Annotated in this window: 14 protein-coding genes; 10 read left to right on the top strand and 4 right to left on the bottom strand. The window is 66.9% G+C overall.

Translation table 11 applies throughout. The features are described from left to right. Positions 1-15: 15 nt before the first annotated feature. The gene (locus tag QMK33_RS11590) at positions 16-267 is read right to left on the bottom strand and encodes a hypothetical protein (RefSeq protein WP_283564750.1); all 252 of its coding nucleotides are present in this window, start codon (positions 265-267) and stop codon (positions 16-18) included. A gap of 192 nt (positions 268-459) precedes the next feature. Here QMK33_RS11590 and QMK33_RS11585 point away from each other — a divergent pair, with 192 nt between their 5' ends. The 8 genes from QMK33_RS11585 (at position 460) to QMK33_RS11550 (ending at position 18,041) form a co-directional block, all read left to right on the top strand. After that, entirely contained in the window at positions 460-1,800 is a 1,341-nt protein-coding gene (locus tag QMK33_RS11585; RefSeq protein WP_283564749.1) for an SWIM zinc finger family protein, read from the top strand. Positions 1,801-1,848: 48 nt separating this feature from the next. Continuing rightward, positions 1,849-4,779: a DUF6493 family protein gene (locus tag QMK33_RS11580; RefSeq protein WP_283564748.1), complete on the top strand. Its 2,931-nt coding sequence runs from the start codon at positions 1,849-1,851 to the stop codon at positions 4,777-4,779. Positions 4,780-4,846: 67 nt separating this feature from the next. Continuing rightward, complete coding sequence (locus QMK33_RS11575) at positions 4,847-7,822, top strand: DUF6493 family protein (RefSeq protein ID WP_283564747.1); 2,976 nt, start codon at positions 4,847-4,849, stop codon at positions 7,820-7,822. A gap of 101 nt (positions 7,823-7,923) precedes the next feature. After that, positions 7,924-10,935 carry a DUF6493 family protein gene (locus QMK33_RS11570; protein WP_283564746.1) on the top strand — a complete coding sequence of 1,004 codons (3,012 nt, stop codon included), beginning with the start codon at positions 7,924-7,926 and terminating at the stop codon, positions 10,933-10,935. A gap of 51 nt (positions 10,936-10,986) precedes the next feature. Next, the gene (locus QMK33_RS11565) at positions 10,987-13,992 is read left to right on the top strand and encodes a DUF6493 family protein (protein ID WP_283564745.1); all 3,006 of its coding nucleotides are present in this window, start codon (positions 10,987-10,989) and stop codon (positions 13,990-13,992) included. A 37-nt stretch (positions 13,993-14,029) separates the two neighbouring features. Continuing rightward, positions 14,030-14,428 carry a hypothetical protein gene (locus QMK33_RS11560; RefSeq protein WP_283564744.1) on the top strand — a complete coding sequence of 133 codons (399 nt, stop codon included), beginning with the start codon at positions 14,030-14,032 and terminating at the stop codon, positions 14,426-14,428. A gap of 182 nt (positions 14,429-14,610) precedes the next feature. Beyond that, the gene (locus tag QMK33_RS11555; protein WP_283564743.1) at positions 14,611-17,163 is read left to right on the top strand and encodes a DUF4132 domain-containing protein; all 2,553 of its coding nucleotides are present in this window, start codon (positions 14,611-14,613) and stop codon (positions 17,161-17,163) included. A gap of 2 nt (positions 17,164-17,165) precedes the next feature. Next, the gene (locus QMK33_RS11550) at positions 17,166-18,041 is read left to right on the top strand and encodes a YwqG family protein (protein WP_283564742.1); all 876 of its coding nucleotides are present in this window, start codon (positions 17,166-17,168) and stop codon (positions 18,039-18,041) included. Positions 18,042-18,277: 236 nt separating this feature from the next. On the opposite strand, the gene QMK33_RS11545 is transcribed toward QMK33_RS11550, so the two are convergent. The 3 genes from QMK33_RS11545 to QMK33_RS11535 all read right to left on the bottom strand — a co-directional run bounded on the left by QMK33_RS11545 (position 18,278) and on the right by QMK33_RS11535 (position 21,110). Beyond that, a complete protein-coding gene (locus QMK33_RS11545) occupies positions 18,278-19,195 on the bottom strand; it encodes an alpha/beta fold hydrolase (protein WP_283564741.1) in 918 nt (305 codons plus the stop codon). A gap of 13 nt (positions 19,196-19,208) precedes the next feature. After that, complete coding sequence (locus QMK33_RS11540) at positions 19,209-20,093, bottom strand: NmrA family NAD(P)-binding protein (protein WP_283564740.1); 885 nt, start codon at positions 20,091-20,093, stop codon at positions 19,209-19,211. A gap of 120 nt (positions 20,094-20,213) precedes the next feature. After that, positions 20,214-21,110 carry a helix-turn-helix transcriptional regulator gene (locus QMK33_RS11535; RefSeq protein WP_283564739.1) on the bottom strand — a complete coding sequence of 299 codons (897 nt, stop codon included), beginning with the start codon at positions 21,108-21,110 and terminating at the stop codon, positions 20,214-20,216. Between the two features lie 362 nt (positions 21,111-21,472). On the opposite strand from QMK33_RS11535, the gene QMK33_RS11530 reads away from it, so the two are divergent. Beyond that, a complete protein-coding gene (locus tag QMK33_RS11530; protein WP_283564738.1) occupies positions 21,473-22,615 on the top strand; it encodes an FAD-dependent monooxygenase in 1,143 nt (380 codons plus the stop codon). Between the two features lie 167 nt (positions 22,616-22,782). Continuing rightward, positions 22,783-22,977 (top strand): hypothetical protein, encoded by a 195-nt coding sequence (locus QMK33_RS11525; RefSeq protein WP_283564737.1) that lies wholly within the window; start codon positions 22,783-22,785, stop codon positions 22,975-22,977. The last annotated feature ends 96 nt before the right edge of the window (positions 22,978-23,073 follow it).

Below are 23,073 nucleotides of genomic sequence, written 5' to 3'. Positions count from 1 at the left end.
GGCCGGCGGGCCGGGCTAGGCGCGGAAGCGCGGCACCGGCCGCCGTAGGTTCTGGAGCTGCCGCCAGCCGGTAAGCAGCAGCACTTTCAGGCGAAACGTGGCATCGCGGGCCCAGGTGTGGCGCTCGGGAAGGGTGGCCGAAGGGTGCATGAAATAGGTGTGAGCAGGCGCGCGCAAGGTACTAGCGGCGTGCCATATGTTGCCCGGCACGCCCGCGTTTAACGGGCGGGGCGAGTAATTGGCCGCGTACTGCTTTGTGAACTTCATTTGTGGGCTGGCTAACGGCATAATGCTATTGGGCTAGCAACCAGCAGTAACCCGCGAACGCCCACGGCGCATGCCGCTTGCCGCAGCCTTAGCCACCTAATTGTTTTTTATTATTTTTGCCAAATTTCTTAGTAATTATAAAAAATTTAGCTCACCTTTACTAAACGAAAGCAACACCTTTTTCCCTTTGCCATGTCCGACCTCACCTACGCCTACGCTCAGCCCTCGGCCCTCACGCACGCCCCGGAAGGCGCTGCATTGCAACTTGCCGCCTACGCCGAGAACGCACCCGCCAGCGGCGCGGCTTGTTTTTTTCAGGGCCGGCTGCGCGATTCGTGGCTGGCTGCCCGCGGGCTAACCACGTTAGCCAAAGTGGTGGCCTCGCGCTTCGTGCCGCAGAGCGCCGCCCTGCGCGACCCCATCGTGACGGCCGGCGCGGGGCTGCTGCGCTTCGAGGCGTTTTCGTCGTGCAACGGCGTGTACGCCCGCCTCGACCTGGGCCCGGCCGCGCTGGAGGGCGAGTTTTTGAGCAGCGGCACCACCAACGTCGATTTCAACGAGCCCATGGTAAACGCCCTCAGCCGGGTGGCCCGCGCCGAGCCCGTGCGCCTCACCGTGGGCCAAACGGAAGTGACCCTGGAGCGCGCCGCCGGCCAGGTGACCGAGCGCAAGGTGACGCTGCCCGAGCGCTGGATAAAGGGCCTCACCGCCGTGCAGGGCTACCTGGCCCTGATGGAGGAAAAAATGACCCTCACCCGCGTGCAGGCCACGCAGCTGGTGCAAAGCATGCCGGCGGGCACGGCCAAGGGCGACTTTTTTCTGGTGCTGCGTGGGCCGCGGCCCAGCTTTGCGCCGGTGGCCAGCGCGGGCGCGGTGCGGGTGGGCGGCGTGCACCGGCTGCGGCTGCTCGACGGCCTGCTGCCCCTCTGCGAAAGCCTGCGCGTGTTTGCCACGCCCGACGGCCAGGCCAGCGCCTTTGTGCTGGCCCTGGGCGGCGGCCACGAATTCGTGCTCACGCTGTCGGCGGCCGTGAACCGGGGCTTTTCGGGCGAGGGCAACCAGCTCGACACGCTGCTGGAGGACCTGCCCGCCGAGTGGCTGGCGGGGGCCAACAACCTGTTTCGGGGCAACGAAACCTTTAACCCCACGCTTTTTGCGATGGCGCACGACCTGGCCCCCGGCACCGTGGACCGGCTGTGCGCCAGCCTTTCGGCGATGGGCCTGCTGGGCTTCGACCTGGCCGAAAACCACTACTTCTACCGCCGCCTGCCCTTCAAAACCGACCGCATTCTCAAGCTCAACCCGCGCCTCAAAAACGCCCGCGCCCTGCTCGACTCGGCCGACGATGTGCAGCTGGTGGGCGTGGGGGCCGGCGGCCGCACCGAGGCCCGCGTGCGCGGCACCGACGTGTGGCACACCGTGCTGGTGGGCGGCCCCGAGCCCGCGCGCTGCACCTGCCAGTGGTTTACGAGCAACCAGGGCCAGCGCGGGCCCTGCAAGCATATTCTGGCCGCGCAGCTGCGGTTTGGGTAGCGGGTCTGGAACTCTCTGTGTTGAAATAATTAGCTCATCATTAAGCACATGACTACCGCTAGCGAAACTTTCGAGCACCTCATTCGTCACCAAAGCCTAGCCGAACTGGGACCTTTTCTGCTGCAACTGGCCCCGGCCGATATCGTACCCGTGCGGCAAAAGCTACTACGGCTCAAAGCGGAGCTAACGGAAGCCTACCAGGCCCCTGACCAAACCAGTTGGATAGTGCCCATCACCCTGGCCCAGAGCGAGATGCTGTACGTGGCGGGCCTGGCTACCTACTCGCGCAAGGAGGCGCTGGGCCGGGGCTTTGAAAGCCAATGGGCCGATAAGTGGCCCCCGGCGGCAGCGGCAGGGCAGTCAGCCTTCCTGACCGTGCTGGCGCACGCCCGGCCGCCCTGGCTCACGGATTGGCTGGTGGGCCTGGCGCGCCAGGCAGACTGGGAGCAGCGTTCGGCCCCGTACTGGCTGCTGCACGAGCTGCTCGACCGGGGCCTGATACCCCATGAGCCGTGGCTGTTTGCGCAGGCGGCGGCGCATTTGCTCACCACTTACAACGCGCAGGATACTGACGAAGCGGAGGACCGGGAAAGCTGCGCGCACTACTTTTTGCAAAGCCTGCGGGCCGATTTTCCGCGCCTGCGCCGCGACCTGCTGCTGTTTTTTGACTACGAAACGCCGGCGCAGGCAGCTTATTTCTACGGAGGCAAAAACGGGGAAACGTTTACCTGGCTCACGCTGCTGCCCGCCCTTGTCGAGTCGGGCCACCTGGAGCGGGCCGACCTGCTCACGCGCTGCCTGCTGGCGCTGCGCCGCGATTTCCGCCGCCCCTTCCTGATTTGGTTTAAGGAGCTTTTTCTGGCCCTCAAGCCCACCCTGGCCGAGCGCCTGGCCCGGCAAGCCGAACTCACGGAGCTGCTGGCGCAAACCCAGGCCACCGTCGTCAACTTCGCCCTCGGCCAGCTCAAAGACCTGCTGCCGGAGCCAGGCTTTAGCCTGGCTCCCTTGCTGCTTGTGGCTGATAGCCTGCTGGTTAGGCCCGACCTTAAAACCGGCCTGCGCACCCTGCTGGCCGGCCTGGTCAAGCTGCCCCCGCAACACCCCGCCCACGCCCCAGCCGTGGCCCGGCTGCTGGCCACCGCCCTCGCCCACCCCGATGCCGCCGTGCAGGAGCGCGCCGCCAAGGGCCTGGCCGCGCTGCTGAGCGCCCAAAAGCCCCTGCTTGCCGCCGCCGAAATCGCCGCCCTCACTGCCACCATCGGCCAGCAAGCCGAGTTGCTGGGCGCGGCGGCGCGCCCGGCGCTGGCGCCGTGGCTGGCGGCAAATTCTGGGGTAAGTATCACTGCCACTGTTACTTACCAGGCTAACGCGCAGTTCGTCCCCGATATTTCGGCCGCCACGGCCATCGCGCCGGTGGCCGGCTGGCACGAGCTGCTCTTCCTCACCGGGCAGGTGCTGAAGCAAGACGACGACCCCGCCGCCACCGAGCGCTGGCTCGACGGCCTGCTGCGCCTGCGCGGGCAGCTGCCGGCCGGCTACGCGGCCCAGCTCCTCCCCTATGTGCAGCAAGTATTTGGCTGGGTGTTGAAAGATAAACCGGCGGCCGAAGTGCCCGCCACCGTGCTGGGCTACGCGTATGGGCGGGGCGAAAATGGCCGGGCCGAAATGCTGCAAGCCTTGCTCGCCGGTTGGTTCACCGGGTTTCAGCAGCCCACGCTGGCCAATGTCTCCTTGTTGCAGCGCTACCAGCTGCCCGACCCCCTGCTGCTGCTGGAGCAGCAGCGGCTCGGGTGGGTAGAAACCCAGCTTGGCCGCGCCAGTGCGCCGCTGCCCTTGCTCAGCACCCCCAGCCATGCCCCGCACTGGCTGGCGCCCACGGCATTGGTAGAGAAGCTGTTAGCTTACCAGCACCACGGCGTGCCGCCCTGCCCAGCCGACCTGGTCCTGGCCCTGGCCCGCACGGCCTGGCAGGCCACCCCAGATGCCGCCCTGGCGCGCACGGCCCTGGCCGCCTTGCAGCACCCCGGTTTGCGGGCGCTCCTCACCTGGTTTCTGGCTCCTGCCGAAGCCGCCGCCGCGAGCCGCCACCCGGTGCCCCTCGGCCAGCTTGCCGCCACTGCCAGCCCCGGCTTGCCGCTCGCCGATGCCCTGCCGTGGCTGTGGGCCGTGGCCGCCCGCACCCGCTACCCCGAGGCCAACCTCCCCGAGCTGGCGCCCCTGGCCGACTACCCCGGCGTGACGGCCCCGTGGTGCCCGCTCAGCACACAGGCCGACGATGGGCTGCGCCTGGGGCCTGCTGCGGCCGGTCCGCCCCCCTCGCCGCTGCTGCTTTACTCACTGCACGCGGGCTTGCTCGACGACCGCCGGTATTACCTATGGATGCTAAAGCCCAACCTACCGTTTTTGCTGACGCTGCTGCCCCAGTGCCCCACTTCGCTGCACTGGCACCTCATCGGCACCATCTGCCACACGGGCGATGTGGGCAGCGAGGGGCGCGACGTTATGCAGCAAGCCTTGCGCGCGCTGCTGCCCGCCAGCGCCCGCTTTAGCGAGGCCACCAGCACCCTGCTGGCCGTGGGCCTCACGCACTACGCGCCCATTTGCCGGGCCCTGGCGCTGGAAGTACTGCTGACGGCCGTGGCCCAGCGCCGCCTGGCGCCCGCCATGCTGGGCTATGCCCTGGGCCGCATACTAGCCGCTGGTCTGGCGCCCATCCTGCGCCTCACCGAGCAGCTGGCCGCGGGCCGCGCCCTCGATGCACTGACCGACGACGCCCTGCGCCAAACCCTCGACGCCCTGCTGCCCGAGCTACCCGCCGCCCCGCCCCGCAACCTGCGCCCCCTGCTCGACGCCTACGCTGACCTGCTGGCCCGCACCCGCCGCCCCGTGCCGCCCGCCGCCCAGCCCAACCTACTGGCCTGGCAGCAAGTGGCCAGCCTCAAGGCGGGGGCCAAGGCGCTGCTAGCGCTGGCCGATTGATTATAGCAAGTTGCTTTATAACAGTACGTTATAAAATACCATTTCCTCGCTTTTCCTGCCTTTTCTCATGGCTGATTCCGTTGTCGAAATCTTTGAGCAGCTGGTGCGCCTGCCGGCCCCGCTGCCCGAGATGGCCACTTTTTTGCTGGGCTTAGACCCCAAGGATATCGTGGCCATTCGCAAGAAAACCAAACAGTTAGCTAAGAAATTTGACACCGGTAACGTGCCTGAAACCTGGGCGCTGCTGTTTATGGCGGGGCTGGCTAGCTACGCGCGGCAGGAAGCGTTGCAGCGCAGCTTCAGCAGCTACTGGAACGGCGATTTTCTGGAAGCTGCCTTCGGCCAGAAGCGCTACCAGGGGCCCTGCGAGCCGCTGCTGACCGTGCTGCGCCACGCCCGCCCCCCCTGGCTCACCGACTGGCTGCTGGGCCTGGCCCGCACTTTTACCGGGCAGGTACTGCCGTATACCCAGCTGCGGACGCTGGCCGATGAAGGGCTGATAACCTACGACCCCTGGCTGTTTGCCCAGGCGCTGGCCCGCCGGCTCGACTACCGCAACGCCGCCGAAAACGACCGCCCTAACCTGACGGACTACCTGCTGGCGCAGTTTCGGGCCGATGCGCTGCTGCTGACGCGCGACCTGCCCCTGCTCTTCGACTACGACACCCGCGCCGAGGAAGCCGAGATGATGGGCCCCACCTACCGCGAGTCCATCACCTGGCTGACGCTGATTCCCGAGCTCATCGCCAGCGGCCACCTCCACCGGGCCGACATCCTCACGCGCTGCCTGCTGGCGCTGCGCCGCGATTTTCACCGCGCCCTGCTCACGTGGTTTAAGAACCTGTACCTCAGCCTCCAACCCACCCGAGCCGAGCAGCTGGCCCACCAGGCCGAGCTGCTGGCGCTGGTGGAGCACAGCCTGCCACTGGTCGTCAACTTTGCCCTCGGCCAGCTCAAGGACCTGTGCCTGGACCCCGGCTTTCGGCTGGCGGCCCTGCTGCTGCCCGCCGAAAGCCTGCTGGCGCGCCCCGACGTGGCCGCCAGCCTGGTCGCGCTGCTCACCAGCCTGGGCCGGGTGCTGCGCAGCGCGCCCGCGCAGGCCCCCACCGTGGCGCGGCTCTACGCGGCCGCCCTCGCCCACCCCGCCGCCGCCGTGCAAGACCGCGCCGCCAAGGGCCTGGCCGCGCTGCTGGCTGCCACAAAATCTTCTTTATCAAGCCCTGATAGACAAGCGGTTATCGCCGCCCTCGGCGACGCAGCCGGGCAGCTGGGGGCCACGGCGCGGGCCCTGCTGGCCCCCTGGCTGGCGGCACCGCCGGCGGCCGGCGCGGCAACGGCGGCCGACTACGCCCCGCTGCTGGACTTCGTGCCCGACTTGTCGGCCACCACGGCCGTGGTGCCAGTGGCCGACTGGCCCGAGCTGCTTTTCCTCACCGGGCAGGTGCTCAAGCACGACGACGCGCTGGCCCTGGAGCGCTGGCTCGATGGCCTGCTGCGCCTGCGCAGCCGGCTGCCGCCGCACTACGCCCCGGCCCTGCGGCCCTACTTGCAGCAGCTGTGGCCCAAGCTCAAAGGCAAAACCGAGGCGGAAACCGAGGAGCTGCTCCGCGAGCCCGCGCTGGCCGTGGGGCACGCGGGCCTGGTGCAGGCGCTGCTGCTGAGCTGGGCGCGGGGCTTTGCGGCCCCGCTGGTGCCCGGCATCCACCTGCGCTACGACTCCAGCCTGGGTTATCCCTATAAAGACCTCTTTACGATAATAGCCGACCCGCTGGTGGCCGCCGAGCAGCAGCGCCTGGCCTTTGCCGAAACCCTGCTGCGCGAGCAGCGCGCCCTGCCGCTGCTGAGCACGCCCAGCCACGCCCCGCACTGGGTATCGCCCAATGCCTTGATAACCAGGTTATTAACCTACGAAGCTACTGGGCAGTCGCCGCACCCCGTTGACCTGGCCGTGGCCCTGGCCCGCACCGCCCACGCCCACCCCACCGAGGCCGCCGCGGCCCTGGCTCAGCTGCCCCGCTTGCGCCACGCCGGGCTGCGCGCCCTGCTGGCCTGGCTATTGGGCCCCGTGGCCGAGCCCTTGCCGGCGGGCGTAGCTGACCTAGCTGACCCTACCGCCGCGCCCGCGCCAGGGGCCGGCGCGGCGGCCCTGGCCGCGGCGCTGCCGCAGCTGTGGGCCGTGGCCGCCCGCACCAAGCAGCCGGCCGGCGAGTTTCCGGGCCTGGCGGGCGTGGCGGCGGCTGGGGTGCCGGGCGTAGTCCATCCCTGGCAGCCCAGCTGGTGGGTGGGCGTGCAGTCGCGCACGTACAAGCAGCCGTGGGGACCCGACCAGCCCGACATAACCCAGCACTGGACGGCGGTGCTGCTGGCGCTGCCCCTCACGCCGGCCCCCGTGCCCCCCACGCTCCTATATTCGCTGGCCGCCACCGTACCGCTGGAAGCAGCTGAGCCCTTCGTAAACCTCGATAATTATGCAGGAGCGCTGGCCGATGATTACCCCTTTTTGGGAGCGCTGCTGCCCCAGTACCCCGCCCCGCTGCACTGGCACACGCTGCGCATAAGCAATACGGATACCCTGTCGGCGGCCACGCTTACCAGCTTATTGGGGCCGGGGCCATGCTTCGAGGAGGCGGCCACGCTGCTGCTGGCCCGCACCCTGGGCTACCAGAATGCGCTGGCCGTGGAAGTGCTGCTGGCGGCCACCAAGCACCGCCGCCTGGTGCCCGCCGCGCTGGGCCGGGTGCTGGGCAAAATGCTGGCCGGCGACTTTGCGGATGCCGGCCACCTGGCCAAAAACCTGGCCCAGACCCGCGCCAGCAGCCCCGCCGCCGATGCCGTGCTGAGCCAGCTTTTTGCCACCCTGCTGGCCGAGCTGCCCGCCACCCCGCTCCCCAAGCTGCGCCTGCTGCTCGAAACCTACGCCGACCTGCTGGCCCGCACCCAGCAGCCCGTGCCCGCGCCGGTGCAGGCCCAGCTCGGCGCGTGGCAAGCCACGGCGAGTCTGCGCAAAATCAGCCGGACGCTGCTGGCCCAGCACGCGGCTTAGCGGCAATGCGCAGGGGCGGGCTGCGGACTGTCCGCTCGCTATTCGCGCCGCTTGCTACTTCCAGGCTAATTTATTTATAATCAGCATTTTAAATACCTGCTATGACTCCTGCCTCCGTTGTGGAAACCTTTGACCAGCTCGTGCGCCACCAGCCCATGCCGGCGCTCATCGACTTTTTGCTGCACCTCGATAAGAAAGACCTGGTGGCGGTGCGCCTCCAAAACAAGGCGCTCTACAAGGAAATAAACGACTGGCGCAACGACAGCCCGGAGGCGAAGAAGCTGCGCCACCGGGAAACCCAGCTCTTTTTGGCCGGGCTGGCCACCTACTCCAAGCAGGAGGCAATGGGCCGCAGCTTCGACCTGCCTTGGAACATTGACCTCGACAATGGCAAGGATAACCGGGGTTATAAAGAGCACTTTATGACCATAATGCGCCACAGCCGGCCCACCTGGTTCACCGACTTGCTGGTGCGCCAGTCGCGCGCCGGGCAAAACCAGCGCTACACCCTGCTGCGCGAGCTGGAGGCCGAGGGGCTGGTCGGCTACGACCCCTGGCTGTTTGCCCAAAGCCTGGCCAACCGCCCCAATCATTACAACCACACCAACAAGGAGCGGGGCAAGGGCCTGGCGGCCTTCCTGCTAAGCCAGCTGCAAGCCGATGCCACCCTGCTGGCGCGCGACCTGCCGCTGCTATTCGACTACGACACGCCGGCCGACTCGGCGGCCGTTTACCTGGGCGAAAAGCTGGGGTCCATCACCTGGCTCACGCTGCTGCCGCAGCTGGTGGCCTCGGGCCACGTGGAGCGGGCCGACCTGCTCACGCGCAGCCTGCTGGCGCTGCGCCGCGACTTCCGGCGGCCCCTGCTCACCTGGTTTAAGAACCTGTTTAGCAGCCTCGAACCTACCCCGGCCGAGCGCCTGGCCCGCCAGAGCGAGCTCACCGAGCTGCTGGCCCACCCGCTGCCGCTGGTCGTTAATTTCGCCCTCGACCAGCTCAAGGACCTCTGGGCCGACCCGGCCTTTGCGCCCGCGCTGCTGCTGCGCTACGCCGACGGCCTACTCACGCGCCAGGACCTCAAAACGGGCCTCAAAACGCTGCTGGCGGGCTTTGGCAAGTTGCTGAAAGTCAGCCCCGGCCTTGCCCCCACGCTGGCCCCGCTCTACGCCGCCGCCCTCGCCCAGGCCGATGCCACCGTGCAGGAGCGCGCCGCCAAGGGCCTGGCCGAGCTACTGACTCCCAAAAAAAACCTGCTCACGGCCACTGAAACGGCCGAAGCAACGGCCGCCATCGCTACCTACGCCGACTTGCTGGCCCCGGCCGCCCGCGCCGTGCTGGGGCCGTGGCTGAAAACTACCGATGCAAACATAACTACCAGTAAAAATGATAATTATGAGATAATCATGGATTTTATGCCCGACCTTTCGGCCGCCACCGCCATCGTGCCGGTGGCCGACTGGCACGAGCTGCTGTTTCTCACCGGGCCGGTGTTGCAGGATGCTGAGCCGGCCGATTTTGAGCGCTGGCTCGATGGGCTGCTGCGCCTGCGGGAGCAGTTTCCGGCGGGCTACGCCCAGCAGCTGCGGCCCTACATTCAGCAGGTTTTCTCGTGGGAACTGGAGGACCAGACCGAGGCGGAGCAGGCCCTCACCCTGCGCAACCTCGGGTTTGGCGGCAGCCACGTGGGGTACCGCAATTTTATCCGGGCCCTACTGGCCAGCTGGTTCGCTGATTTTGAGTATCCCCGGCTCGCCAAAATCAACCTGGCCGACCAGCAGTACCACCACCCCGACCCGCTGCTGCCCCTGGAGCGCCAGCGCCTGGCCGGGGCGGAGGCCCGCCTGCACCCCGCCGCCCCCGCCCCCCTGCCGCTGCTGAGCACGCCCAGCCACGCCCCGAATTGGATAGCCCCCACTGTGCTGGTAACGAGGCTGTTGGCCCACGAAGCCGCCGGCCAGGCACCCGATTCGGCCGACCTGGTGGTGGCCCTGGCCCGCACCGCCTTTGCCGCCGAAACCGATGCCGCCGCCGCCCGGCTGCTGCTGCCCCAGCTGGCGCACGCCGAGTTGCGGGCGCTGCTCGACTGGTTTTTATCGCCCACGGCCCTGGCCGAAGCCCTGCCCAGCTTCGCCCCCGAAAACAAGTCGATTGTCAAGGCTTTCAGCGAGCGCCTCAGCAAGCTTATCCCACTTAGGTACAGCGAGTTGTCGGTGTCTTTTACCGAAGTTCTGCCCTGGCTGTGGGCCGTGGCCGCCCGCACCCGCTACCCCACCGCCGAGCTGCCCGCGCTGCGCGCCCTGGCCGACTACCCCGGCGTGGCCGCACCCTGGCAGCCCGCCTGGCATGTCGAAGCAAAGTCGCGTACCTATACGTACCCTTGGGACAAAGAGCAACCCGCCATCACCGAAACCTGGACTGAGCTAACCGTGGCCACCGAGCACCCCGGCCAGCGGCCCCCGTCGCCCCTGGCGCTCTACTCGCTGCACGCCCGCCTGCCGCAGAAAGAGCAATATTACCTGCAGTCGCTGGGCTCCGGCCTGCCTTTTCTGCTCGCCCTGGTGCCTGGCAACCCCGCCCCGCTGCACTGGCACCTGCTGCGCACCGCCTGCCGCACCGACAGCACCGGCTCGGAGGGCCGCACTGTGGTAGAGCAGGTGCTGGCGACGCTGCTGGGGGCCGGCCCGCGCTTCCCCGAAAGCACCACCGTGCTGCTGGCCGTGGGCCTCACGCACGCCGCGCCCACCTGCCGGGCGCTGGCCCGCGAAGTGCTGCTGGCCGCCGTGGCCCAGCGCCGCCTGGTGCCCGAAGTATTGGGCGCGACGCTGGGCAAGCTGCTGGCCGCCAGCTTTGTACCCGTGCAGCGCCTCGCCGACGGCCTGGCCCAGCTGCGCGCCATCGACCCGGCCACCGACGACGTGCTCACCCAAACCCTGGCCGCCCTGCTGCCCGAGCTCCCCGCCGAGCCCCCGCGCAACACCCGCAAGCTGCTCGACGCCTACGCCGACCTGCTAGGCCGCACCCACCAGCCCGTGCCCGCCCCCGTGCAGGCCCGCCTGCGCGAGTGGCAGGCCACGGCATCGCTCAAAAAAGCCGCCGCCCTGCTGCTGGCGTGAGGTAGTAATCGCTTGAGTAAGTAGTTTTTACAGCTGAAGAGTATTTTGTTTATGACGACTCCCACCGACACGTTCGAGCACCTTATCCGCCACCAGACCGCGCAGCAGCTTCTACCCTTTTTGCTGAGTCTGGACAAAAAAGACGTGGTGCCCGTGCGGCAAAAAACGCTGCGCCTCAAGAAGGAGCTGGAAGAATACCAGGAGCGCGAGGTGAAGCCCGGCCAGCTGCAATGGACTTGCCTGATGACACCTGAGCAAGGCAAAATGCTGTTTCTGGCCGGCCTGGCTACCTATTCGCGCAAGGAGGCGCTGGGGCGGGGCTTCGATATTCGGTGGTCGCTCGACTGGGACAGCCCCAACAGCCCAACCGCCGACAACTCGCTGGCACTGAAAGTATTGGAGTACACTCGTCCCGACTGGCTGGCCGAGTGGCTGACGCGCCGCACCCGGGCCAACCTGTGGGCCGCCCCGCCCTACCAAGTGCTGCGCACCCTAGAAACGCGCGCGCTGCTGGCCCACGAGCCGTGGCTGTTTGCGCAGTCGGTGGCCCACCTGCCGTCGGAGTACAACGGGCAGCGCAACGACGTAGAAGGAGGCGACATTGAGGAGTATGACCAACTTATCCTCCGTGATTTGCGCACTAATACCACGCTGCTGGAGCGCGACGTATTGCTGCTGTTCGACTTCGACACGATGGCCGATTCGGCCTCCACATATTCGGGCAAGGCGCGCACCACCGTTTCGTGGCTCACGCTGCTGCCCGAGCTGGTGACCTCGGGCCACCTTGGGCGCGAAGACCTGCTCACCCGCTGCCTGCTGGCGCTGCGCCGCGACTTCCGCCGGCCCCTGCTCACCTGGTTTAAGAACCTGTTTAGCAGCCTCAACCCTACTCCGGCCGAGTGCCTGGCCCGCCAAACCGAGCTTACCGAGCTGCTGGCCCACCCACTGCCGCTGGTCGTCAATTTCGCCCTCGACCAGCTCAAGGACCTGTGGCTGATGCCCGCTTTTGAGCTGGATGCGCTGCTGCGCGCCGCCGATGGCCTGATGACCCGGCAAGACCTCAAAACCGGCCTCAAAACCCTGCTGGTGGGCTTTGGCAAGCTCCTGAAGACCCAGCCGGCCCAGGCGCTGCCGCTGGCGCGGCTCCACGCCGCTGCCCTGGCCCACGCCGATAGCGCCGTGCAGGAGCGCGCCGCCAAGGGCCTGGCCGAGCTGCTGAGCGCCAAAAAGCCGCTGCTCGCGCCCGCCGAAATCGCCGAAACCACCGCCACCATACTGGCCTACGCCGACTTGCTGGCCCCGGCCACCCGCGCGGTGCTGGCCCCCTGGCTGGCGGCGGTCGGCGCGGCGGCCCTGCCGGATACCGAAGCTGAGCCGGCTCACTATGAGTCACTTACTGAGCTTGTGCCCGACCTGTCGGCCGCCACGGCCATCGTGCCGGTGGCCGACTGGCACGAGCTGCTCTTCCTCACCGGGCAGGTGCTCAAGCACGACGACGCGCTGGCCCTGGAGCGCTGGCTCGATGGCCTGCTGCGCCTGCGCGGCCAGTTTCCGGCCGGTTATGCCGACTTGTTGCAGCCCTACGTGGGGCAGGTGCACCCCTACCTGTCGGGCCCGGCGGCCGAGCGGGCGGCGGCCGTTATGCAAGATGCGGCGGGCGGCCGGGCGGGGGGCCACGCCCTGCTGCCCCAGCTACTGCTACTGAGCTGGGCCAATGGCTTTGCCGAGCCCTTTGTGGCGCGCACCACCATCGCCGATACCTACTTTGTGCCCGACCCGCTGGTGGCCGTGGCCCAGCAGCGGCTGGCCTTTGCCGAGGCCTTATTGGTGGCCGGGCCCGAGTTGCCGCTGCTCAGCACGCCCACCCACGCGCCCTGCTGGGTCGCGCCTAGTAAGCTGTTAGAGAATCTCTTGGCTTACCAAACCGCGCAGCAGGCGCCCAACCCCGCCGACCTGGCCGTGGCGCTGGCCCGCACCGCCTGGCAGGCCCCGGCCAGCGCCGAGGCCGCCCGGCAGCTGCTGCCGCAGTTGCAGCATATCGGCTTGCGGGCGCTGCTGGCCTGGCTACTGGCCCCCACCGAGGAGCCGCTGCCCGCCCTGCCCGCCCCCGCCGAAGCCGGGGCCACGCCGCTGGCCGAGGCGTTGCCCTGGCTCTGGGCCGTGGCCGCTCGCACCCGCCAGCCGGCGGGCCACTTCCCGGCGCTGGCCAGCCTCACGGACAACCCGTGCCCCAACGTGGCGCAACCCTGGCAGCCCGTGTGGGAGCTACTCCCCAAGTCGAACACCTACGTGGAGCGGTGGCGGCCCGGCGAGCCCGAAGTAACCGAGCACTGGCTGGAGCTGCTCATTCTGGATAAAACCACGCGCTCACCAGCCCCTAGTAAGCTGTTAATCTATTCTTTACACAATAATCTTGTAAATATCGGAGCACCTCATCAGTGGCGTTGCCTCCAGGCCCTGGCTACTGATTTTCCCTTTCTGGTGGCGCTGCTGCCGCAGTACCCGGCCCCGCTCTACTGGCACGTACTGGGCCTGGCTGCCACCCGCGACACCGTAGACTCGACCAACCGCGAGGTGCTTTTGCAGGCCCTGCGCAGCCTGCTGGGCCCTGGCCCGCTCTTTGATGAGCCCACCACATTACTATTGGCTATCGGCCTGACTTACAACGCCCCCGCCTGCCGGGCGCTGGCGCTGGAAGCGCTGCTGGCCGCCGTGGCCGAGCGCCGCCTGCTACCCGCCGCCCTGGGCGCGGCGCTGGGCCGCCTGCTGGGCGGCGGCTTCGTGCCCATGCAGCGCCTCGCCGACGGCCTGGCCGAGCTGCGCGCCATCGACGCCCTTACCGACGCGGCCCTGCACCAAACCCTCGACGCGCTGCTGCCTGCCCTGCCCGCCGAGCCCCTGCGCAACACCCGCAAGCTGCTCGACACCTACGCCGACCTCCAAAGCCGCACCCGGCAGCCCACGCCGCCCCCCGTGCAAGCCCGCCTGCGCGAGTGGCAGGCTACGGCTTCCCTCAAAAAAAGCCGCCGCCCTGCTGCTGGCGTGAGGCCCTGCTAATTCAAAATTCTTCCTTCTACCTTCCAAATTCACGACCATGGCCCTCCTCACCATTCAGGATGAAACCGCCACCGGCAGCGTCCTCACCCGCCTGGAGCTCGAAATAGCCCAGGAAATGCTCACCGTGCGCGAGTTGATTGCCCGCCGCGTGCACGACGAGGTAGCCGCCTACAACGGCCACCAGACTGGCGTTTTCCAGGGCCTCATCCAGCCCACCGACTCCGAGCGCCTGCTCAACGGCGACACCTACCGCCTGCGCCCCGCCAAGGCCATCGACGCCGAGCAGCAGGTGTACCACGCCCTCGAAGCGTTTCAGAACAACGGCTTTTTTCTGCTCGTGAACGACCGCCAGGCCGAAACCCTCGACGAGGAAATCTGGCTTGGGGCCGGGGCCACGGCCAGCTTCATCAAGCTCACGCCGCTGGTGGGCGTCTGAGGATAAATTATTGATTTTCAGTATTTTATGAAATTTTATTTGAACGTCATGCTGAGCTTGCCGAAGCATCTCTACCGCGCCGTTAGGATTACTGACTCCAATGCCGCGGTAGAGATGCTTCGGCAAGCTCAGCATGACGTTCAAAAGGGCCCCAAACGCTCCCCCCTAATAATCAGAATTTTATGCCTACTTCCGAAAAATTCACCCTGGCCGACCTTCCCGCCGATGCCAGCCCCGCGTCGCGGGAAATGCAGCCGGTGCTGCAACAGCTTATTAAAGAGGCCGGTAGCACGGCCAACTGGCACAGCACCATCACCGAGCTGCCCGTTTACCAGGCCGCCAAGGCGCAGGATGCCGCCTACCGGGGCCGCCTGGCGCTGGCCGCCCTGGTGGCGCTGCGGGCCAACGGGGGCCGGCTGCGCACCACCCTGCTGCGGCTGCTGGAAGGGCTGATGCGCACCACCCTGGCGCTCAGCAACCCCGAGTTCATCCAGCTTTTTCACGGCTACGGCCTGCGCTTCGACACACCCAATGCCGAAGCCATCCGCGAGGCGCTGGGCATTTTTCCGGTGGGCCTGACGCTGGGGCAATTAGAAAAATCGGCGAAGAAAAACGGCCTCACGGAGCCGCTGGCCGCGTATCTAGCCAAATTTCTGGCCGCGACGCACCTGGAGCTAACGGGCTGGCGGGCCGACGAAGTAACCAAGATGCAGCGCCGCCTCCAGGGCATCCTGAGCCTGGGCAACGCCGAAGGGCGGCCCGTCGTCAGCTTCCCCGCGGGCGATGCCTTCGGACGGGAACTGGCGCAGTTTGCCGACGGCCTGCCCGACGACGCGCCCACCACCCTGCCCTGGCTGCGCCTGCTGCACCTGTGGCAAAAAACCAGCGGCGGCCAGCCCACCGCTAAGTTTCGCAAGGAGCTGGCCGCCGCCACCGCCGCCGTGGGCCCCGATGCCGTGCGCCCGCAGGCCCTCGCCTGGCTCGAATTACTGGCCACCACGCCCATTGTGGAGGAAACCCAAACCGTGGACTACGGTGATGGCCGCACCCGCACTTACTCGTCCTACACCTATTTATTAGAGCCTAATGCCATCGTAGCCAAAGGGTTGGCGTGGGCCGTGCAGCCGCTGGCCGATGCCGGCATCTTGCAGCAGCTGAGTGCCCTGGCCGCCAAGTGCTACCGCAAGATTCCGGGCCAGGGGCCGGCGGCCATGGCCCTGGGCAACGCCTGCCTGCTCACGCTTTCGCAAAGCGGCCTGCCCGGCGTGGCGGCCCTGGCGCGGGTGCGCCCCCGCATCAAGCAAACCAATACCCAGGCGCTCATTGCCAAGTATATCCTCCAGGTTTCGGCCGAGCTGGGCGTGAGCCCCGATGAGATTGAGGACATGGCCGTGCCCGATTTTGGCCTGGAAGACGGCCAACTGGTTGAAACCTTCGCCGACTACACCGCCACGCTGCTGCTCGAACACGGCAAGGCCGAGGTGCACTGGGCCAAGGCCGGCAAGCCCCTCAAAGCCGCGCCCGCCGCCCTCAAAGCCACCCACGCCGCCGAGCTTAAAAAGCTAAAGAACAATGCTTTGCAGCTTCAGCAAACTTACACCGCCCAGCGCGAGCGCCTCGACCGCAGCTTTGTGGCCGGCCGCCGCATGGCGGCCCCGTGGTTTCGGCAGCACTACGCCGAACACGGCCTGCTGGGCCTGCTCACGCGCCCGCTCATCTGGCGCTTTCACCACCCCGACGGCACCCACACCGACGCCATTTGGCTGGCCAACGGCTGGCGCGATGCTAAGCATCAGCCCGTGGCCCCGCCCACCGACGATGACCTGGTGGAGCTGTGGCACCCCGTGCTGGCCCCCGCCGCCGAGGTGCTGGCCTGGCGGGGCCTGCTCGAAGCCCAGCAGCTACAACAGCCTATCAAACAAGCATTTAGAGAAGTGTACCTGCTCACGCCGCCCGAGGAGCGCACCCGCACCTACTCCAACCGCATGGCGGCCCACCTGCTCAAGCAGCACCAATTCAGCTCGTTAGCCAAGATACGCGGCTGGAAATACAGCCTGCTGGGCGCCTACGACAAGGGCTACGAAACCGAAACGGCCACCCTGCCGCTGCCCGCCCACGGCCTGCAAGCCGAGTTTTGGGTGAGCGAAGTAGACGCCGACGAGGCCTTCAACGACACCGGCATCTGGCTCTACGTGAGCACCGACCAGGTGCGCTTCAGCCGCGCCGGCGAGGCCGTGCCGCTGCCCGAAATCCCGCCGCTGGTCCTCTCCGAAGTGATGCGCGACGTGGACCTGTTCGTGGGCGTGGCCAGCGTGGGCAACGACCCGCAGTGGCGCGACAACGGCGGCCTCACCCAGTTTCGCACCTACTGGGAAAGCTACAGCTTCGGCGAGCTCAGCGAGGTGGCCAAAAACCGCCGCCTGGCCCTGGCGCGCCTGGTGCCCCGCCTCAAAATCGGCAAAGTCAGCACCCTCACCGACAAGTTTTTGGTGGTGCAGGGCAAGCTGCGCACCTACAAAATCCACCTCGGCAGCGGCAACATTCTGATGGAGCCCAACGACCAGTACCTCTGCATTGTGCCCGACCGCGCGGCCAAAGCCCCGAGCGCGGCCGGCGTATTTCTGCCCTTCGAGGGCGACGCCGTGCTCTCCATCATCCTCAGCAAAGCCTTGCTACTGATGGACGATGATAAGATTACGGACGAGACAATTATTCGCCAGCTCAAAACCAAGTAACCATGCAGCAACTAGCTGATTTACAAGCCCTCGTTACTGGCAAAGACCTGGGCGAGTTCTGGCCGCTGCTGGCCCCGCTGTGCCGGCCCAGCATTCGGGTGCTGCCGCAGGCGGCGGCTCCGGCAGCGGCCCCGCTGGCCCTGGGCACTTCGCGCCTGGGCGGCGCGCCCGACCTGCCCGCCGCCGCCGCCTGGCCCACCTGGCAGGGCCGCAGCCTCAGCTTCATCGCCCAACTTAACCTGGCCGAAGTGGCCCCGCACGATGCCCGCGGGCTGCTACCTCCCACCGGCCGGCTGGCCTTTTTCTACGATGCGCTGGAACAGCCCTGGGGCCATGACCCCGCCGACCGCGGCCGGGCCGTGGTGCAGTACTACCCCGCCGCGGAGGCACTGGTAACCAGGCCCTTACCCACCGATTTAACGGCCGAAGCCTACTCCGCCTTCCCCGCCGCCGCCCTGGCCTTCGCCCCCGAGCTCACCCTGCCCAACCCCTGGGACGAGGACCTGCCCCTACCAGAAGAAGCCTTTACCGAAGACCAGCGCGCCGCCTACGGCTTCCTGCTGCTCACCCAGCACGGCGACGGCACCAGCCGCCTGCTCGGCAATTCGGACAACCTCCAGGGCCCCATGCGCGCGCAGTGCGTGCTGGCTAGCCAGAGCGGCATTAGTATTGAAAATCAAAATCTTAGCCGCGACCAAGCGACTGCGCTTGCGCAGCAAGCCGCTGGCGAGTGGGAGCTGCTCTTGCAGCTCGACAGCCACGAAGCCGAAGCCGGCATGATGTGGGGCGACATGGGCCGCCTCTACTTCTGGATAAAGCGGGCCGACCTGGCCCGCCGCGATTTCAGCCAGGTGCGCCAGTTCTTGCAGTGCTACTAACGCTAGCCAGGCACTGCGCGGCACCAGGCGACTTTTGCAGCCGGCGGCGCTTGCCAGGCGCGGCAGGGCAACCCGGCACGCGCCGACTTTAGCGCAGCTTCGAAGTTGATGTGGGTAGGCAAACGCTAACGGCCAATGGTTAAAGTGCATATTTACTGCACTTTAACCATTGGCCGTTAGCGTTTGCCTAAGCCGCAACGCGGCATCCTAACCTGAGAATTCCTTTACGCAGCCCCCTAGCCCAGGAAGCCCAACACGGCTTCCAGCACCTCAGCCGGCTTTTCCTCAAACATGTAGTGGCCGCTATCTAAGAGCCCGATTACCTGCACGTTGTCGGCCACGTGGGGCAGGCTCATTTGCAAGTAGCGGTGGGAAACGTGGCTGCCGATGCCTAGCACCGGCATGGCGAGGCGGCCGTAGGTGTTGGCGTCGGCAATGTCCTGGTCCAAGGCCTGGTACCAGGCGTTGGCCGCCCGAATATTCTCGGGCTGGTTGTACACGGCCGCGTAGGTAGCCCGGTCGAAGGCCGACATCTTGCTTTCGTCGAGCATCACGTAGGCAAACAGGTAATCGAGCAGGTACTGGAAGCGGCCGGCCAGCAGCTGCTCGGGCAGGCCCTTCACCTGGTTGAAGGCCATCCACCACACGTAGGGCTGCTGCCCGTCCATTTTGTTGCCAAACGCGCCAGGGGCGGGCAGCAGCGGCATGTGCAGGAGGCCTGGGCTGGGGTGCGCGCCATCGGCCAGAATAAGCTTATCCACGGCCTCGGGGTGGTTGAAGGCCAGGCTGCTGGCCACCATGCCCCCAATGTCGTGGCCCAGCAGCGACGCTTTTTCGATGCCCAGGTGGCGCAGCAGCGCCAACACGTCCTGGGCCATCGTCCTTTTGTCGTAGCCGGTGGCGGGCTTGTCGGAGCTGCCCATGCCGCGAATGTCCACGATAAGCACGCGGTAGTGCCGGGCCAGGCCGGCGGCAATGGGATGGTAGGAAAACCACGTTTGGGGCCAGCCCGGCAGGCAGACCAGCACCGGGCCGCTGCCGCCCGCCACGTAGTGCAGGCGCACCCCGTTCACGGTGGCGTAGTGGTTGGTGAAGCCGGGCAGGTGGCTGATGAGCGCCTCGTCGGAATACTCACCTAAAAAATCAGCAGGCATAGGTTGCATAGTATTAGGCAGTTAAGAAGGTACGGGCAGCGGTCCAGGTGAGGTCGGCGTAGCGGGCGTTATCGAGCGGGCGGTTTTGCACGCTGAACATGCTCAGCATGTATTGCAGCTGCTGCCAGTCGGTGTAGAGCTGCTGCTCGCCGGCGGGGTTGGCGGCGCGCGCCTGCTGCACGTGGGCCGCCAGGTCGGCGCGGGCACCCAGGCGCACCAGCGCAAACTGGCCCCGCCCGGCCGCCTCGGCAATGCCGGCCAGCTCGCGGGGGCTGGGTTGAAAGCTGGCAATGCGCAGGAAGCGGGGCGGGGCCGGGTCCAGGGCGGCGGCGGCCGTGTAAGCGGCCGTGTCGTCCATCGTGGTGAAGTCAATCTGCCAGTCGGCATCTTCCCAGTAGCCCACCTGCTGGCGCTTGAAGTCGAGCAGCGCAATGTTGTAGGCGAGCACTTCGGCAAAGGCCCCGTTGAGCACAGATGTAGCCGCAATGGGCGCCTGGTCGAGCTGGGCCCGAAATGCGCGCCGCAGGTCGAAGTTGCGGTTCAGGCCGGGGGCCTGCTGGGTGTAGTCGCTGGCAAAGTCGGAGGGGATAAAGCGGGGCACGCCCGCGGCCACGGCCGCCGCCAGCAGCTGCGCCTGGGCATCCACAATAACCTCACGCAGGCCCGCCAGCACCGATACCACACAGCTCACCCCTTGGCAGGCATGGGTGAGGGCCGCGTGGTCGGCAAAGGCCACGGGCAGCACTACTACGCCCAACTGGGTCAGGTGGGCTACCTTGGCAGGGTCGGTTTCGGGGCGCACCAGCGCCCGCACGGTCGCCCCGCGCTGAAGCAGGGCCGCCACCAGGCGGCCGCCCAGGTTGCCGGTGGCGCCAGCCACCAAAATAACAGGATTCATGGGAGGGAAATAAGCGTGGCGCAACCGCTTTTTGCGGCTGCTGTAACGACCACAAAGGTCCCCTACCCCCACCCGGCCGGGCGCCCGATTCTTGCGCGCTTCTTACGAATTCTTGCGCTTTTAGCGCCCCGCGCCACCCTGCCGAAACGACAGGGGCCCCTGACCCACGGCCCGCTTGAAGGCCGCCGCAAAGTGCGCCGGCGAGGCAAAGCCCAGCGCATCGCCAATGGCGGCCACCGGCAGCTCGCCAGCTTGCAGCAGCACCCGCGCGCGCCGCATTTTCCAGTCCAGCACGTACTGGTAGGGCGAGCGGCCGGTGGTATGCTTGAAGCGGCGGGCAAAGTGAAACACGCTCAGATTGGCCAGGTCGGCCAGCACGGCCAGCGTCACGGGCAGCTCGGCGTGGGCCTCCAGGTAAGCATCGAGGCGGGCCAGCACCGCCGCGGGCAGTTGCCCGCCGGCCCCGGCGGCCAGCCGCCGCTCGAAGGTGGCGTGATGCTCGATGAGGTGGTAGCAGAGCATCATCACCAGCGATTCGGTATAGAGCTGCCCCAGCGCGTGCGGCCGGCCGGTGGCCGCCAGCAGCTGCTGCCCCAGCTGCGCCAGCAGGCCATCGTCGCAGCGAAACCGCTCGCGCAGGGCAAAGCGCGCTAGGTCCAGGTCGTGGCGGGCGCGGTTTTCCAAAGCCTCGGCATCCAAGTGCACGTGAATGATATCGGCGGGGCCGTCCCAGCCAAACGGGCCGTATTCGCCGCTGGGGTACAGGCCCACATCCCCGGCCCGGAACTGGTCGGCCTCCACGCGGGGCCCGGTGCGGCGGGTGGCCACCAGCGGCTGGGCCCCTTGGTGCACCAGCAGCAGGTGCTGCGCGTGAAAGTGCGCGGGCAGCGTCATCGCCTCCAGCTGGTAGCGCTCGACGCGCACCCCCGGCCACGCCAGCGCGGCACTGCTGGCCAGGGCCGGGCGCTCGTATAGCTCGGAAGTATAAGTATAGGAAGCGGTAGTAGTAGCGGGCATCGCACCGGGTAACACGGCGAGGCCCGGAATGGTTAGGCGCGGGCTATTTGCCGCCGGCCGCTACCAGGCACCCACTAACTCTGCTTACGGCCCGCGTCAGTCAAAAAAAATAAAATATAAAATACTATTCAACAACTAGTTATCCAATAAAAAAACCTTTTGGCCTGATAGCCAGCGCGGCTGCTTGCAGCAAAAGCCCCGCACCCAGCGGCAGCTCGCAACGACCCTGGCTGGTCCCAGAGGCAGGGGCCGGCGTATGGGCGCTACATTCGCTGCGTAAACCGGCGCCGGCGCAACACCGGCCGCCCAGCGCATTTTGGCAACTGCCAGAACGCGGTATCTGACTCCTACTCCTCCTTCCCATGCAGCTTCCCGGCCTCATCATTGGCGGCGGCATTGCCGGCCTCACGGCAGCCCTGGCGCTGCGGCAGCGCGACCTGGCGGCCATTGTGTGCGAGGCCGCCCCGCAAATACTGCCGCTAGGCGCGGGCATCTGGATGGCCCCCAACGCCATGCAGGTATTCGGCCGCCTGGGCCTGGCCGACCGCATCGACGCGGGCGGGGTGCCCCTGCAAGCCATCGAAATTGTGGATGGCCAGATGCGGCCCATTCTGCGCACCGACCAGGGCCGCATTCGGGCGCAATTTGGGCACGGCACCACGGCCATTCGGCGGGCCACGCTGCAAAGCCTGCTGCTGGCCGAGGTGGGCCCGGCCCACGTGCAGCTGGGCAAAGTGTGCACCGCGCTGGCCGAGGACGCGGCCGGCGTCACGGCCACCTTTGCCGATGGCAGCGCGGTGCGAGCCGCCTTCGTGGTGGCGGCCGATGGCCTGCGCTCGCCCATTCGCGCGCAGCTGTTTCCGGGGGTGCGGCCCGCCGGCACGGGGCACCTGGTGTGGCGCGGCATGTCGGCGGTGCAGCTCACGCCGCATTTCAAGCGCGCCATTCGGGAGGCCTGGGCGGGCGGCCTGCGGTTTGGCTTTTCGGAGATTGAGGATGGCGTGGTCGATTGGTTTGCCGCCGTGCCGGGCCGCTTCGGCGGCGCGCGCGAGGGACTACTGGCGCGGCTACAAGCCGCATTTGCGGGCTTTGCCTACCCGGTACCGGCCATTCTGGCGGCGGCCACCGAGGCGGCCATTATCAAAAACGAGGTACTCGATATTGCCCCGCTGCCGCGCTGGCACCGGGGCCGGGTGTGCCTAATCGGCGATGCTGCCCACGCCGCCACGCCCTACATGGGCCAGGGCGGCTGCCAGGCCGTGGAAGATGCTTACGCCCTGGCCCTTAGCCTCTCCCAAAACCCCCACGACCCACCCGCCGCCTTCACGGCCCTGCACCGCCTGCGCCACGCCCGGGCCGGCCGCATTGTGCGCACCTCGCGCCTCATGGGCCACGTGGGCTACCTGGATGGGCCGCTGGGCGCGCTGCGCAACGCGGCCATGCGGGCCGCGCCGCAGTGGGTCAGCGAGCAGCAGTTTTGCAGCGTGTACCGGCTGGCGTATTGAGGCAACTTAGCCAACAAACGGGTCAAAAGAACGGTCATACTGAGCTTGCTGAAGCAGTTTGCCCACTAAATCAATTATTTAGCGGTGCAAGTAAGCTGCTTCGGCAAGCTCAGCATGACCGTTCTTTTGACCTGTTTAATTCTAAACAAGCACTTACTTTCAGGAACGTGAAAAAAGCATTTCAATTTCCCATTACCCGCATCGGTGAGCCCGACTGGGCAGCTAAATTTCGGCAGCATTTGGAGGCCCGCGACATCAATTGCACCGGCGAGAGCCTGGCGGCTATCGAGCGGGCCGAAGCCAGCCTGGAATTACAATTACCGCCCCAGATTAAGTACCCATTAGCAAATAGTTTATGTTAAAAAAATAATGTCATGCTGAACGCAGTGAAGCATCTTAGTCGCGTAACCAGCTCTAAACGTGAAGATTGCTCTTCTGATTAAGATGCTTCACTGCGT

It is taken from the genome of Hymenobacter sp. H14-R3, from assembly GCF_030063445.1.
Lineage (GTDB): Bacteria > Bacteroidota > Bacteroidia > Cytophagales > Hymenobacteraceae > Hymenobacter.
Note: the sequence above shows the minus strand (reverse complement) of the source record. Positions and strands in the feature narration are given on the sequence as shown.